This window comes from Azoarcus sp. Soil_N_20 (assembly GCF_057656155.1).
Genome location: NZ_JBDGKX010000002.1, coordinates 217,994 through 233,111, shown reverse-complemented (window position 1 = coordinate 233,111; position 15,118 = coordinate 217,994). Strand labels below are relative to the sequence as shown.

At 60.7% G+C, this 15,118-nt stretch carries 9 protein-coding genes; 3 read left to right on the top strand and 6 right to left on the bottom strand.

From position 1 onward, the window contains the following. Nucleotides 1-71: 71 nt before the first annotated feature. Nucleotides 72-4,010 (bottom strand): NACHT domain-containing protein, encoded by a 3,939-nt coding sequence (locus tag AC3A35_RS05565; protein WP_487434925.1) that lies wholly within the window; start codon nt 4,008-4,010, stop codon nt 72-74. Between the two features lie 325 nt (nt 4,011-4,335). After that, a complete protein-coding gene (locus AC3A35_RS05560; protein ID WP_487434924.1) occupies nt 4,336-6,033 on the bottom strand; it encodes a hypothetical protein in 1,698 nt (565 codons plus the stop codon). A 349-nt stretch (nt 6,034-6,382) separates the two neighbouring features. Here AC3A35_RS05560 and AC3A35_RS05555 point away from each other — a divergent pair, with 349 nt between their 5' ends. The 3 genes from AC3A35_RS05555 (at nt 6,383) to AC3A35_RS05545 (ending at nt 9,820) form a co-directional block, all read left to right on the top strand. Then, on the top strand, nt 6,383-8,095 hold the full coding sequence (locus AC3A35_RS05555; RefSeq protein ID WP_487434922.1) for a hypothetical protein: 1,713 nt from the start codon (nt 6,383-6,385) through the stop codon (nt 8,093-8,095). A gap of 641 nt (nt 8,096-8,736) precedes the next feature. Then, nucleotides 8,737-9,519, top strand: a complete 783-nt coding sequence (locus AC3A35_RS05550) for a hypothetical protein (RefSeq protein WP_487434921.1) — start codon at nt 8,737-8,739, stop codon at nt 9,517-9,519. 70 nt (nt 9,520-9,589) lie between these two features. Next, entirely contained in the window at nt 9,590-9,820 is a 231-nt protein-coding gene (locus AC3A35_RS05545; RefSeq protein WP_487434920.1) for a hypothetical protein, read from the top strand. An 810-nt stretch (nt 9,821-10,630) separates the two neighbouring features. Here AC3A35_RS05545 and AC3A35_RS05540 read toward each other — a convergent pair. The 4 genes from AC3A35_RS05540 to AC3A35_RS05525 form a co-directional block, all read right to left on the bottom strand. Then, the gene (locus AC3A35_RS05540; protein ID WP_487434919.1) at nt 10,631-11,386 is read right to left on the bottom strand and encodes a hypothetical protein; all 756 of its coding nucleotides are present in this window, start codon (nt 11,384-11,386) and stop codon (nt 10,631-10,633) included. Nucleotides 11,387-11,427: 41 nt separating this feature from the next. Next, on the bottom strand, nt 11,428-12,459 hold the full coding sequence (locus AC3A35_RS05535) for a hypothetical protein (protein WP_487434918.1): 1,032 nt from the start codon (nt 12,457-12,459) through the stop codon (nt 11,428-11,430). Nucleotides 12,460-12,546: 87 nt separating this feature from the next. After that, nucleotides 12,547-13,794 (bottom strand): hypothetical protein, encoded by a 1,248-nt coding sequence (locus tag AC3A35_RS05530; RefSeq protein WP_487434917.1) that lies wholly within the window; start codon nt 13,792-13,794, stop codon nt 12,547-12,549. A gap of 257 nt (nt 13,795-14,051) precedes the next feature. Then, nucleotides 14,052-15,113 carry a 2Fe-2S iron-sulfur cluster-binding protein gene (locus AC3A35_RS05525; RefSeq protein ID WP_487434916.1) on the bottom strand — a complete coding sequence of 354 codons (1,062 nt, stop codon included), beginning with the start codon at nt 15,111-15,113 and terminating at the stop codon, nt 14,052-14,054. Between the last annotated feature and the right edge of the window lie 5 nt (nt 15,114-15,118).

The window sequence follows — 15,118 nt, the reverse complement described above, 5'->3', positions numbered from 1 at the left end:
GACCGCTTCGCCCAACACGATCGCTATTGAAGGGGCTGTATCCCAGGCGGCTTGCCACAATTATGCAAGGATCAGCCTCCCGCCTTGGGTGGTTCTAGGCCCTGCAGGGCACGGCTGGCTCCCTCCCTGATATCCATGGCCACATCGGTCAGCAGCCGGGCGCCCTCAGCGTGCACGAGGTCCGATGGAAGGAATCTCAGGTCGAGAATGGGCAGGGCTGCGTAGCGCACACGAGCGGCACTGCTGTGGAGCAAGCGTGCCACTAGCATCGCCTCCTCCCCCAGGTACAAGCACAGGGACACCGCTGCGCGCAGGATCGCGGGTTCCAGGCTGCCACTCTGGACATCCTCAAGCAGCCTCGTGCGCAGCGGTTGGGATTTAGCAGCGGCCGTCAGTACAGGCTCTCGTGCTACGGTTCGCACATCCGGCCGATCGTCAGCCAACAGTTCCAGAAGGAAGGCATGGTCCTGCGCGAACACCTGAACCAGGATCTTTGCCAGTTCGGCGCGAGGACTGTCCGGGACGGCGCCGCCCTTCTTCGGGTACGGCTCCTCCTTGACTTTCCATTGGTCAAAGTAGATGCGCCATTCCGTGGGCCGCTCGTCGTCCATAGGAAGCTTCGCCGCCAGTTCGGCGGCCGCCGTAGCGGCTTGCGCTGATGAGCCCTCCAGTCCCTTGCGGACAGCGTCGAAGTGGCGAGTACCAAAGGGAGGGGTCAGGTGCCGGTAAAGGTAACGGCAGCCGGAGGTGCTCTCGCCACGGCAGAGGCGATCAAGGAGCAGTTGCTGGCCGGCCCCGTCGGGCAGCTTATCGGCAAGCGCAGTGGAAAGCCGCAAAGACTCCCCCCGTCCACCGGTAAGGAGACGCTCGATCGCACTAGGGTATTCCGGGTACTCTCGCAAGCCATAAAGCAGTTGTGCAGCATTGAGCGCAAAGAATTCGCTCCGGCTCAGGATCAGCTCCTCTAGCTTTGGTATGCACTCCACACCGACCAATGGCTGGTCGAAGTCCGCCTCTGCATCGACCTGCGGCAGAGCGTACGGGGCGAAACCGTCGCGCTCTTCGCCGCCGAGGATTTGCTTCTTCATCGCCCGTGCCTGCCGCACGAGCCGGACGTGCCCCAGGCCGGCCGCCCGAGCGACCGCGTGAATCACCATGCGCCTGAACACGCTTGCCGGCGCAGGCGCAGACATGTGTAGGACTTCCGACATCGGCATCTCCCAGAAGGAGGTCGCGGTCAGCAAGGCTCCCAGTTCCAAGCTGTGCCCCACATCGCCGCACTCTTCATCATCGCTCGCGACAGAGGGGTCGTCGACTAGCTCCAGGAAGTAGACCTGTTCCTTGTTCCAGTCGTCGTGCGTCGGCATCATCAAGGCCATGCTCCGTGACCAGGTCTCCTCAAAGGGTAACGCCAACTCTAGCCCGGCCCGCTCGAACAAGGCCCCTAGCTCGCCGACGGTGCTCAAGCTCAGGCCTTCACCACCGCCAATAAGGCCATTGAGTACCCGCAACGCCTCGGGCTCGGGGCTGCTAGTAGTAAGGATGCGGCGCGCCGCGCCAAGCACCAGGTGCCGTCGCACCGCACTTCCGTTCGGCCGCAGATGCAGCCGCCCGTCAAGGTATGAGTCCGTCGGTTGCGCATGGTCCAAGCTGCGCAGGGCATCGGTGAGCAGGGGCACCGAAAGTTCCTGGTCGGGGCTGACGCATAGGCAGGTCCAGGCCACCAATCGGCTCCACGGATCGGCACACTCCAGTTTCGCCAGCGCCGCTTCCCGGACCACGCTCCAGTGATCCCGGGCCATCAGGCAAAGCGCTTCCCCAGCGGCGTAGCACATACGCGACGCGGTGTTTTCCACAGCCTGCCAGCAGCATTGCGCAAAGCCGACCAATGCACTAGCTGCCACCGGAACTCCCGCCTGAATCACCAGTTCGACCGCATCATCGAGCCCGTAACCGGCCTTGGTGTCACCGCGCTCCGCAAGCTCCGCCCACACTTGCAGGATAAGGGACGCTAGGCCAAGGTGACTTGCGAAGGACAAGGCTTCCTTCCACTCTGACGTCCGTATCGCACGTGAGACCATGTCGTGTTGCGCAGCGCGGTTGCACTTGGACATGTACCGTCCGGCCGCAAATTCCCCAAAGGTCTTGTGGACAAAGGTAATCGCCTCCTGGGTGAGAGTGCGCACCCGTTCCACCACGCCCAAACACTCCCAGTATTCCAGGCATGCGCGGACCTTCGCCTCACTGGCCAAAAAGGGCTGCCCGGTCTCCTCGCTCCACCATCGCGCGCATCGCGACAAGGTTTCATCGGCGGCCTCGTTGCCATGAGACAAAAGGCACCATCCGAGCATCTCCAGAAACCTACCTCGTTCCGGCTCGCTGGGCGGCCTCTCGGCAAGCCGGGGGGGCGGGTGGTCCTCCAGCAGTTGGAACAGTTGACGGTACAGGGACGCCTTGCCGCGACCGGGGTCAACGCCCTTGGCCGATAAGGCCGCCAGCAGCGTGATCATGAGAGGGTTGCGTGACGCGGCGCCCTTGATGCTCTGCGCGCGCAGTTGGTCTTTGGCGAATGCGACCGCTCGGGACCGCACTGTTTCGTCAGCAAACGGGATGGCCTTGAGCACCCGCAGGACTGCGTCCTCGGCCTCGGTGTCGCTCAGGGTTTGCAACTCGTAGTGCCGCCATCCCGCCAGCTCACCAGGGCGATAGCCATTCGGCCGGCTGGTAACCACGATGCGTGTGCGCGGATGCGCTACGGAGAAGGCATGCAAAGCAGCTGTCACCAGCGGCTGCTGGCTCCCGCATTCGTCCAGCGCATCGCACAACACCACCGCACCGTCCAACGATGCGAGCGGCGCCCGGATGCCGGAGGCACTTAGTGCCGCTTCCAGCAAGCTGTCTTCGAAACGGCGGCCGTCCCGCGTGACGAGAGCGACCACCTGAGGCAGTCGCACCAGCAGTGTCAGGAAGCCGTCTGCAGAATAGTCCAGGGCCAGCTTTTTGAGCAGCGTCGACTTCCCAATGCCGGGGCCGCCCACTACGACGCATTTCTTGACGAAGCGTGCGATGGTCTGGGAATGGAAGGACTTCCCGCCGTACCGTCGGCCCTGAGCGAACTCATGGTAGCGGCGAAGTGCCTTGTCTAACGTCTCCTGCACGAGCGGCCCCTCGTCCATCACGTGAGCCTCAAGTCCCAGCCAGCAGGCCTCGAAGGAGACTGCGCCATGCACTCCGAGCACGGTTATGTTGCCATGAGTGCGGTGCAGCCACTCGCGGGTGGCCGCGAGCAGTTGCACGCGGGTGTCAATGTCGCTTGTTTTGAGCGCGATGCGGGCGAACGACAAATCCCGATAGATGTCCTCCGGTGTCGCCCGTCCCCGTACGCGAATTAGGCGCCGCCCACATTCAACGAGCACTGGCCAGGCAGACTGTGGATCGTGGACGACGCGGCTAAGGCGTTCAGCGGCCGTAACTTCGGCATCACGGTATCCGTCCACTGCGCTGACCACTACGATGCGCAGATGCCGGCAAACTAGGCTTGCGTCCAAGGACGCAGCCGATAACCGCTTCGCCCAGTCCTGGCCGATCTCACGCAGCCCGTCGGATCGCCCAGTGCCCAGCCGGACGATGTCCTCGGCCAATGCCTCCCGGATCGTGCCGCTACTGTTCGGGCATACCGCGAGAACGCCCGCGTTGATTCGGCCCGCGGAGACACCTTGGGCCAGGGCCAACAGGGCGTCCCAGAGGTCGCCGCCGCGTTGCAGTCCACGTTTGGCTTGCAGTTCCACCTGTTTGCCGCCCCTGCCCGTGAAGCGAATATCGTCCCCGGGGCCACCGGTTTCGGCATCTAGCTCCAGCGGCATGTCATCCAGCACGCCTTCCAGCCACCCGATCGGCCGCTCGGCGAGCAGATGGGCCATCACGATCGCACTTACGCGGGCCTGGAAGTCCAACCCGCGCTCTGCGGCGCTTCCGCCTGCCATGCGTTTGGAGGCCTTTCCATTGCTCATCGTTTAGTCTCCACAAGCGGCTGGGCCGCTGAACATCAAAGGTTCCGTCATGGCGGCTCTGGCCCGGTCTCCGGAATTGACCGGACGCAGCCAGCCTGAACTGGTCACCGAGAATACTACCGTTAGGGTCTGCTTCTGGCCGCACTGAGACCACAGCGGCCCCACACTAAGCACTCGGACGGCATCACTTCTGCGCGGAGGTCAGCGAGGTTTCCGCTCCCGACGTCTGTCTCCAGACAGACGCAATCCTCCGGACCACGCGCACAATGCAGTCACTCGCGACCTCTTCCAGTCATCTCCGCGAGATGGTTCGCGATCGAGAGTTTCAGTCGCCCGAATCGATAGCGAGACCAAAGACCTGCAGGATCGTTGCCAAGGCCTTGTCGCACTCAGCGGCGAGGGCCGTAAAATGCGCCCGCAAGGTTCCGTGCTCGGACCTCGCCCGCTTCTGCGCGGCCTTGCGTTCATTGGTCGAGCCGTGGCCTTTCAGAGGGTTGCGCAAGCCATGCAGCTTGGCCAGCGGTTCCATTACCGCCCGCGCCTCGTCAGCGCTCTGACCCCGAGCTTCGAGGTAGTCCTGAAGCAGGCGCAGCGATTTCCACTGTTTTTCAACGGTTCTGCCCGCATCCTCTGCCAGCTTTTGCAGTGGCTTGGGAAGGAAACCCTCGTTCAGTAACTGATCGAAAGCAAGAATCTCATCAGCCCACTCGGAGACGGAATCGGTGGCCGGATATCGTGCGGCATCGGAGAGCTCCGCCCCGCGCGGCTTCCACCAAGCTGGCGGGTTTTCATCGAGTTGGCGGATCTTGTATTTCAATGCGCGCAGAGGGTCGTATTCACTGCTGAAGGCGCCGAGGAAGTCATTTTCGTACGCCCGCGTCGAAATTTGACCCTTCGGCCACTCATTGAATGACTGCCAGTAGCACTGCTCTTCATACGGCAGGTTGGCGAGGTACCCGACATAGGTGTGGACCTGACCGGCCTCGTTGATGTCGTAGGTTTTCAAGTACCAGGCATTCCGACAGTTGATGTAGCGGTCCTGCAGGTCATATTTCTCGGGATCATTCTTGAAGCGGGTCAAAACTTCGGACCGGAAAAATACAGGAGAGATTTCGAACGGTTTGTCGGACTGTTGGAAATAGTTGGAGAGGAATTCGGGCGCGCATGAGGTCTCCACGAGGCGCTCGTTCTTCCAGTCGTGGATCTTGAAGGTCGCGTATTGCTTGTTTTTCGGATCATCCTCGTCCTTCCACTCCTGGATTAGGTCATCAACCGTCACCGCTGGTCTGAGGATCATGCAGCCATTGGCGTAGCTAGCGTTGGCCGAGATGCCGAGCGTGTAGAAGAGATCGGCTGCGGACGTTCTCTGCACTTGGCGGTCCTGGTCCCATCCGCCGAAAGCCTTCGGTTCGAACCGCGTGAAATCGAACTTCAGGACCAGAGACATCCCGGCGACGGCCATATACGTGGCAAGGTCCTTGATGAGGATGGTCACGACAACATCACCCTCTTTCGCCTCTGGGCCTTTCAGCCAGATCACGCGAATCATGTCCTCAATATCGCCGCGCCTGTCGAGGCGGCAGTAGGCGCTGCGTTCCTCCACCCAGTACAGGTCGAGACTATGCACGAGCTTTTGATTGAGTTCGACTGGGGCGGGGCCCTCGGCGACGCCGGTGAATGACCGGCGGAAGATCAACTTCTCACCGCCGACTAGTGACTTGCAGCCCGGGTGACTCAGCGGCGGCTCCAGATAGATTCGGTGTCCTTCGCCACCGCCCCACACTCGCTGAATGGACCAGCTATTGTCGGGCATGATATGGGCATTCAGGAGGTCAGCCTGGTCAGCCGGCGTGACCTGCTCCGTCGGGGCTAGCACGCCATGGATAAGGACGGCGTCTGCGCTGGCGTAGATCACCATCTCGTCGCGCTGCGCATTGCCCTTCAGGAAGGTGATTGAGTCCTCCGCCCGGAGAAGCCATTCGGCCTTGCCAGCATTCGGTGCACGGGCAATCTCTCGGAACACCCTTTCGTCAAATCTTTGCATACGTCTGGAGTTGAAGTTGGCCCGTCTTATCGAATACTCGACCTTACGAAACCGTTAGTCTTGGTCAATGAGCATACATAGCATCGGGATACTCGTGTTTAATTGCGGCACGTCGCCGGCGATTACGTTGGCTGGCGTCGACGAGACCGTGCGGGCGCATCCGAACTGCAAGCGCGGGCTTGAATGCGGGCACGAGTGCAGGTATTGCCATGTGCCCACGAGCTGCAGCGACCGGAGCGGGCGACGATCGTAACGGGTTTTCGCGTTCAATATGTCCGCTTGCGATTGCGGATCATGGGTGTATTAGGTACTGGCAGTGAGGACAAGGATGACTGCAGAGAAGGACTTCGACTCCGACACAGCGCAGCGACTGTTGGCTACTTGGCATGCTTTGCGTGAAGGTCGGCTGAGAGTCGCCCGGCAGTTCCGCGAGCTGGCCGCAGAGTTCATGGCCGCGCCACTGACCATGGTGGGCCTCGTCGACACGAGCTGTCTGTCTGAGAAGGCGCTTTCCTTCGGCCGGACCGCGGGCATGGCGATGGGCTTTGCTGCCAGCCAGGAGAAGGAACAGTCTCCCCCGTCGCTACCAACGGCCGAGATCCAGCCCGAAATATTCAGGCTCTTCGCGCAGGTTTTCGGCGCCCTTACTGGCAGAGCTGTCGAGCTCGTCGCCACCGAACGGGAAATCCGGGACCGAATGCTCCGGCGCATGAAGCACGAACCGGACACGATGGCCAGGGCAGCGAACGGGGCTCTCGACGAGCTCGCCGCCTTCTACAAGGCCAACGCGGTCAAGACATTCCAGCACGCAAAGACGCTCGGCGGGATGCGGCTGGTGACCGGCGGCCAACGTTTCTTCGGCCCATCGGCGCTCGATGCCGTGCGCATCACAGGGCTGTACGCGGACACACAGCTGATTCCCGACCCGATCTACCCGTTCCTGTCCGCTAACCTTCATCTGAACGCCCGACATCTCCAGCTCGCGCATGCGCTCTTCTACATCCTACAATTGCGCCCCCTAGTCGACGCCGGCTTGCCGGTGCCACCGGTATTCGTCTTCCCGAGCTTTGAGGAGAATTTGGAGGAGTACGACGCCCACACGAAGCACGGCATTGAGCAACTGGCGCTTCGCATGATTGGGCCGCTCTGCGATGGTGCCGTCACGTCCATGGACGAGCTATTCGAATACGCCCGCAAGCATGGTGAGCCCTTCGCACACGCGCTGCTGTCGAACGGCCTCTTTATCCCGCCCGGCAGTCAGCCGGACCGACAACTTGGCATCGCGCAAGCCGTGAAGGAGTACATCGGCTCCGTGGAAGGCATCCGGTCCGACGCCATACTCTCTACGATGAAGGCTTTGCCGACCGGCGTTCTCCTACTAAACGGCGTTCTGGAACGACTACGGCCTCACTACCACCTGCTCGAAAACGCAGGTGAGCTCGGAGCGCAACCGCTACTCTCGCAGCCCACTCATTGGCACTATTTCGAAAAGTGTGGGTCCGCGAACGCCGAGGAGCTTCGACGCAAGAATATCCTGTCTGACCAGGCGTTTCAGACGCTGCGGGCGGTGCAGGACGACAGCCTGTCCTGGCTGGCGAACATCCCGGTCCAGACACTCGGCGAGCTCATTGCCAACAACGAGCATCGCTGGCTCCGGGACGAGCTGAACAAATACACCGCGCAGTTGGCGAGCGCCGGCACGATGGACACGAACGAGATGGTGCGCGAAGTCAGCCATGGTCTTGCTTCGCTCGTCCAGCGGCAGCAGAAGGCGATGAACGATATTGAGCGAAAGTACGCGCCGAAGAAGATGGCGGCATACTTAGGCAGTGGAGCGGGACTGGGCGTAGCGGCTGTTGCCGCGTTGCTCCCGACGCTGTCGCCGATAATTGGCGTCGCACTTCCCGCGGTTGCCGCCGCGGCGGCGATAGGAGGCGGCGTGCTTGGTTACGGCAAGGAGAAGCTCGGTGAGCAAATTGAGAAGCGGCAAGCCGCGCGATCAATGATCGGCGTTCTCGCAATGGCCCGCCCGCGTGGGTAAAGTTCATAAGCCGTTGCCGATGCGATGCCGGACGAAGGCTGGACTCCGTTTCGTTGGGGTGAGCCCTCGTCTGCACCTCCCGATCGCGTGCATCAGATTCCGTTCGTACGTCAGTCGCGGGAACGGAATCCGTCCGCTCAACCTGCAAAAGAACTCGGGCGGCCGAAAAAGTATCCCTTGCTGTCGCTCATTCAGGAACGGCTGGACGTCCGCTACGGCCGAGAATTTTCCGGTCGGGACGGTGAGCCGTCGACGACCAGTCGGCGACACCGGACACGATCGACAGCCGAGGCCCGCAGCACGAGCAGCCGCAGTCTGCTCTACTTCCGCCATTCGCTAGCCCGTTTGAAGGCAATGTGGTCGAAAATCTCGGTATAGATCAGGATGGATTCCGTGGTTCTTGAGGTGTGGAGCGGAAAGCTGCCTCCGCAAGTGCGATGTGAGAGCGATCTGATCGCGTGCTCAAGGATTCTTACCTTAAAAAGGGGGGCCTCTCGGACGCGGCACCATGCCCTGACGGATGCCGACTCGCTGACACACGCGTGCAGCTGTGGCTGAGGCGCTTGGCTGTTCGCCTGTGGTAGGCTCCGGGGCGCCTATCACGATCGACTCCTGCTAATCAACACAACGCCATATCGTCCATGCTGATTGCTACCCGCGGGCACAAAGTTGGCCAATGCAATATATGCGGCGAACACGGACAGCTGACTGAAGACCATACGCCGCCCAAAGGCTGCCAGAAACCCACGCAAGTCGAGCTACGCCACATCGTCACGTTGCTATCCGACGAGCCATTGGCGATGAAGGGCCGCTTTTCACAGAACGGGGTCAAATACAGGACGCTGTGCGCTCGGTGCAACAACAACTTGCTCGGCTTGAACTATGACCCGCCGTTTATCCAGTTCGTGAACGACATCGCGGATCACCTCAAGAGCTACCGCGACCTTCCCCAGGCAATTTGGGTACGGGCCCAACCTCAGGCCATCATGCGCGCACTCCTCGGACACATGTCCGCCCAGGGCGTTGATCGCTACCTGAAGGGCCCACTGACCGAACCGGTGCGAGACTATTTTCTCGATAAGACGCTACCACTGCCGGCCGGGCTTCGCTTGTACTACTGGACTTACCCGCACAGGCCGCACGTAATGTTCCGGGATGCAGCATACCTTGACATTCCGGCCGGCAAGCCATTTGCAATGTGGGTGCTGAAGTTCTTCCCCATCGCGTTCATGGTAGCGTGGGACGAGCCGCATGGATTGATCTATCCTATGCAAACCTTTGATCCCTCTCGCGCCGTACCGTACGAGACCGTCGTCGAGGTCCCCCTCCGAGTGTGGCAAAGGCCGCCCATGCACTGGCCGGAAGCTCCAACTGACCGATCGGTCACCGTGTATGGACAGGAAGCGATACACGTGCTGTCTTAGCGCAGTTGGCCATACAAGCGTCGGCGTGGAAAGTGCCCAGAATGAACACGATCAAGGAGGGCGTTACTAAATGAGTGTTGCACGCAAGATTTATGAGAAGACGGAGGTCGGTGCGGTGGGGTGCGCCGAGGCAGGGGAAAGCACCGTCGCGGCTTTGGAGTCGTTCCAGTCGGTCGTCGTGGCTCTGGAGGGATTGGCAGCGGAGGGCCGCATTGAGATCATTAAAAGGCATCAGGAGTCCGAGACGAGCGGACGTTTCGTGGACTTGGTGATGTTCAGGCGTTTTAAAGTAGGCAGATAAAGTGAAAGTCGTGGACGATGCATTCGCGAACGATGTGATCGCGTTGCGCGGAGCTGTATGTCGGCGTTGCCTGAAACACGCGAAAGAAGGGCGAGCTCTCGGCCGCGGCTGAGCCTCCAGATTGAGGAGTGGGGTGTATAGTCGGCGCTCGGATTTTCAGCGTGATGACCGGGTGCAGTATGACGCGTTGCGGTCACTCGTTTTGAGAGCCCGAATGTAAGTTCCGGCCGAAGCGGCGACGCTGCCAACGGCCTCCTACTACGGACAGCTGGCAAATCGTTCCGTATAAAGGAGAGCGCAAATGCGTTACGTGGCGAATCGCACAATGAAGATGGCCCTGCCGTCTGGCAGGGCCAAGATATCCCGGTGGGATTCGAACCCACAACTCCAGCTTTGCGAAAGCCGGCCAGAATCCAATTCTGCGGGCGCAGCCGTATAGTAGAGGCGATTTCTCGCCTCTGCAATATTTGAGAGTAAGACTATGCGTTCTTGCTCGAGAAGAAAGCTGACTAGTGTGCCGTGGCCCCGCGTGTTCAGGCCGGGAGCACGCTGAAGGGCATCAATAGGGTTGATCGCAGCCGGTCGTTCAGCGCAAGCTGAACGACCGTTTCGGCCGACGACCTGTCCTCGGCCGAAGGAGTCGCACGACCGCAGTTGGTCGTATGTCTGCTCTATGTCTAACTGCCGACAGGTAGTTCGAGTAGAGCCAGGCATTCGTAATGCGAAGGTCGGGAGCGATTCATCACGCCTCCTATTACCGCACCACTTGAAGCGAAAGAACCACCCCCACCAAGGTGGCCCTCTTTGCTTTCAACTCTGGGCCTCCCGGCCACGCTTAATCTCGCCCAGTGCCTCCGCCTTCGGCTTGGTTCTGGCGAGGACTCGCTTCGTAGCCTCTGGGTTCAGCCATTTGGGGCCCGCCTGCGGTCGGATGTGCTCCGCCGTCAGCAGCAGCGCCTCCACCTCCTCTGGAGTGACAACACGCCCGTAGGTGAGCTCTGCGGCGTGGGCTACAAGTTGCTCGAACGGGCTTGAGTGACCACCCAGCGAGTAGATGTCCTCCTGGGCCACTGCGTCGATCTCCAGTACGACCTCGCTTTGGCGATCCCAGTAACGACCGGCTCCGTCCGCAAAGCCTCTGATGACCGACTTGCTTCTTTCCATCGCGGCGCAGAACGCCGGACTCTGGTATAGCTCCCGCAAGTTGACGATGACTCGACTTGATGGAGGGGGATTGATGCAGAAGATAACGCCTTGGTATCCCTGGCCATCGGGCGGTACGCCGTTCTTAAACTCCTTGGCGACCTCAATGTCGAAGGTCCAGGAGGATGTTTTCTCGGTGAGGCGATCCTCACCAATGAGGTTCCACACACTGCCCTTCTCAAGGCCGACCTGCCTAAAGCAAGCCAAGGCGCAAGTACGATAACGATCCGGGAGGTAACAGCATGCCTCCTTCAGGGCCTGACCACGGCGCCTGTTTTGCTTGACATCGCCGCCGCGTTGCCAGTCACTAACTGCCTGAAGTAGAGAAATACTGAAGGGATCCGTACCGTTGTCCTGCGTCATGAGCAATCAATCCACTTTGTCTTCAGCTTGACCGGCTTTTCTCATTGATGCGAGTCACAGCCTGGCTCAGCGGTGAGCAGGAACGCCGGCATGGCATGTGGTCGCACATGGAATACGTGAGACACTACCTTCTGCCGGAAAGCCGCTTCTAATGCAGCCGAGAAATTTGCCACGTTCGCGGTAACTTGTTCTTTCCGCAGCAGGCCGCGCCAGTGCGGCCGCCCACGGTGCGGCGACTCCCAGTTCAGCAGGTGGACGAGGGCCGTGTGGGCGAACTGCACTCCTTCGTCTCCGGCGACGAAGTGCAGATGGACGTGCGAGTGGGTGTGCTCCTCCAGCTCCTTCAGGTCCCACGCGGTGAATAGCGACTGAACCTCGCCGTCGAGGTTCTCCAGACGGTTGCCCTCGCGGTCGGTGAAGGTCACGTCATCGGCGGTCATCGCCCACTGCTCCGTGTAGCCGTCGTCGGTCTTCTCGGTGCCGAGCAGCTTGTCCTTGCGGAAGCGGAGATGCACCCCAGCGCCGGCGCCGATCTTGTAGGCGACGTCGCCTGCCAAAACGCCAAGAAGGTTCTCCCGCATCGCGGTCTCCAGCGTGATGTTGAAGTTCTTGTCGGCCTTCTTCATATGCCTTGCCTCGAACAGCATCCAGAGGCTGTGGAACTTCCATGCCACCAGCAACGGCATGCCCACCAGATCCGCGTAGTTCTGTAGGCGACCCATGTATTCGGGCTTGAACGATAGGAATTTGTTCTTCTTCGACTTCACCTCGATCAGTACGGGGGACTTGTTGGTCTGGGCCGAGAATTTGGCCAGCAGATCGGGCACCTGGAACTCCTGCTTGGAGGCGATAGGCACCTGATGCTGGTCGAGCTTGTGAAGGAGCTGGCACTGCCCTAGCCAGGCGCACACAACCGAGAACTCGTCCTCAACCGGCAGGCCGATGTCCAAGCGTCGAACTCGCTCGGCCACCGCCGTAGCATCCGCGTCATATCCCAGCTCTGCCAGAACGTCCTGGATAAGTCTCGGCAGATCGGCCGGCTCGGCCCCTGTCTTCTTAGCTGCTATCTCCACGGTACGCACTCCCTGCGACGAAGTATGGAAGGATAGCCGCCGGCTTGGTATGTGGGGTAGGTCTGACATACTCCGACCGCGTGGCGGTCAGGATGGGGTCGCCCGACGCTCAAAGAAGTGTTGAATCACGCGCCTGTTGAACGCAGCAACAGCTTCCTCTTCGTTACCCTTTGCTAGTCCTTTCCGAGCAACCAAGCCGGCATCAAGTTGCGCCACTAGGGACTGTTGGCACAGCTTGAGTAGTCCGCGACGAAAACGCTGGGTGCCCGATGTGACCCAGCGAACCACGTCATGAGCACGCGCCGCCGCCCGATGCTCACCGGCCTCGGCTTGTCGGATGCGATGAGCGAACAAGTCGGAGTAGGTATCTAGGTGTCCGACCTCGTAGACCGCCTCCAACGCAGCCCACTCGTTAACGGAGATGGCGTCGAGAAGCGGTCCGTCGGCTTCAAGCGCAACGAGCTTGCGCAATCGATTGGCATCGACATAAGGCAGCGACAGCTCGATGCCAATGTGTTTGGCAAACTCATAGTGCTTCTGGATGAGGTCCACCGCCCGCGAGAACGCGTTCCCTGAAAGGCCGAACCTGTCAATGAACTCTTTCTTGACCACATTGAACTTGGGATCGGTTGCCCAAGTGGCGCGAGGAGGCAGTGCCTTTGCTAGCTGCTCCAGTTCAGATCGAGATAGTTCGGGCGTGACAGTTCCTTGGGCGTACTCATAGCTCAAAGCATCAACCTGGCGCTCGAACTCTTCGGTGCCCTCGTGCAGTTTCCTGAAGGTCTGCTCCAGCGGCGCAAGGTTGATGTGCAGCAACTGGTTCAAATGCAGTTCATCCGTTCGGGACCGGCGATACCGGAACGTCTGTCCCGTGGGGTCGATCTCCGCAAACGCTTCTATGGACGACCAAAGGGGCTGCAGATGCATCTGAAGACGCCTGTCGGCGAGCTCGCACAGCCTCGCGAATTCCTCGACCAGACGACCGAGGTCATGTTCGCCAAGAAGGGACTGATCGAAGGGCGTTTGGCGCAGGCCGGATACACGTTGGATCTGGCGTTTCAGGAATAGCTCGATGTGATGGCGCGCGTTGAAGCAGATGGGGTAGATAAGCGCATCTTGATAGACGAAAACCTGCTCATCCGTATCCGGGGACACGTAGTACTGCAGTTTGGCCACAGCAATTAAAGCGAGGGCCGCCTGCGCGAACCCTACGACATACCCATAGTCGTCATCGCTGCCGGTGTTGCCGCCAACGCATGCGTTCAGCGAAAAGTCGGGGCCGGACCTAAATACCACCTCCTGAGAGCACATTTCGCGAGCCTCCTTCTTGCTCATGTATGAGAAGCTGCCACTCAACGCGATTTACGGCTGAGCGGCAAGTAACTGCTGCATTGCTGACCGACCCAAGCGGCAGGTTGAAGGTCAGCAATGGCCGACCTGCCGTCATCGCGGCAAACGGAGCACGCCATCGCTCCAACACAACGATGACCATGCCAGCACCACCGGCGCGCCGACGCACATGACCCTGTCGGGCTTTTCTGTCGGGTGAACATGCCAGGCAGAAATCTGTATGGCCATCCACCCGGCATTGATCAGATGGCCTTGAACAGCGGACTCCTCACCTGCTGCGCATCTGCGGCCGAGATGAATTTCTCGGTGTAGATGTCGCGCTCGAACAGGCGGCCCTGCATCAGGGTGGCAATGCAAGCCTCGATCATCAGCGGCGGACCGCACAGGTAGGCCTTGTTGCCGCGAAAATCGTTATCGAAGGCTGCCTTTGCCGCCTCGTGGACGAAGCCGCGGAAACCCTGCCAGCCACTGCCTTCGGGCTCGTGCGAGAGCGCCGGGACGTAACGGAAGTTGGGGTGCTTCTCGGCCAGCGCGAGAAACGCGTCGTGATAGTAGAGTTCGTCGCGGTTGCGCTGGCCGTAGACCAGCGTGATCGGCTGGTCGAAGCCACCTTCCAGCAGATCGAGGATCATCGAGCGCGGGCTCGACAAGCCGGAGCCGCCCGCCATGAAGATCACCGGCACATTGGCGGATTTCTTGACGAAGAAGCGCCCGTAGGGGCCGGCGATGCGGATGCGGTCGCCGGCGCGCAGCTTTTCATGCACATAGGTCGTGCCCTCGCCGCCCGGCACGATGCGGACGTTGAGTTCGATTTCGCCCGCCACGGAGGGCGCACTGGCAATCGAGAACGCACGACTGCCGATGCCGCCAGGCAAGGCCAGGTTGACATACTGTCCGGCCTGGAAGCGCATGCCCTCGGGCTTGTCGAGCTTGATCCAGACGCCCTTGATGGTGGGCGTGAGGCTCTCGATGCGGCTCACGGTGCCGTCGAAATCCCGCACCGGCAGATTCTCGGCATCGGGGTCCTCGTCGATCTCGGCTTCGATCACGAGGTCGCTCTCGGCCCGGGCGCAGCAGGCCAGGCACTTGCCCTCGTCGCGCTCGAAATCCATCAGCGCAAAACTCGAGGCTTCGCCGTGCTCGACTTCGCCGTCGGCGACCTGCACCTTGCAGGTTGCACACAAACCGTGACAGCAGGCGTGGGGCAGATAGATGCCGGCACGCAATGCGGCGTCGAGAATGGTCTGCCCCTCCTCGATCTCGATGGTCTGGCCCAGGGGCTCGATGGTCAGCTCGTAGCTCATGGCCC

Coding starts and splice junctions, on each gene's coding strand:
- AC3A35_RS05565 (WP_487434925.1), bottom strand. CDS start 4,010: ATGAGCAATGGAAAGGCCTCCAAACGCATGGCAGGCGGAAGCGCCGCA.
- AC3A35_RS05555 (WP_487434922.1), top strand. CDS start 6,383: ATGACTGCAGAGAAGGACTTCGACTCCGACACAGCGCAGCGACTGTTG.
- AC3A35_RS05550 (WP_487434921.1), top strand. CDS start 8,737: ATGCTGATTGCTACCCGCGGGCACAAAGTTGGCCAATGCAATATATGC.
- AC3A35_RS05545 (WP_487434920.1), top strand. CDS start 9,590: ATGAGTGTTGCACGCAAGATTTATGAGAAGACGGAGGTCGGTGCGGTG.
- AC3A35_RS05540 (WP_487434919.1), bottom strand. CDS start 11,386: ATGACGCAGGACAACGGTACGGATCCCTTCAGTATTTCTCTACTTCAG.
- AC3A35_RS05530 (WP_487434917.1), bottom strand. CDS start 13,794: ATGAGCAAGAAGGAGGCTCGCGAAATGTGCTCTCAGGAGGTGGTATTT.
- AC3A35_RS05525 (WP_487434916.1), bottom strand. CDS start 15,113: ATGAGCTACGAGCTGACCATCGAGCCCCTGGGCCAGACCATCGAGATC.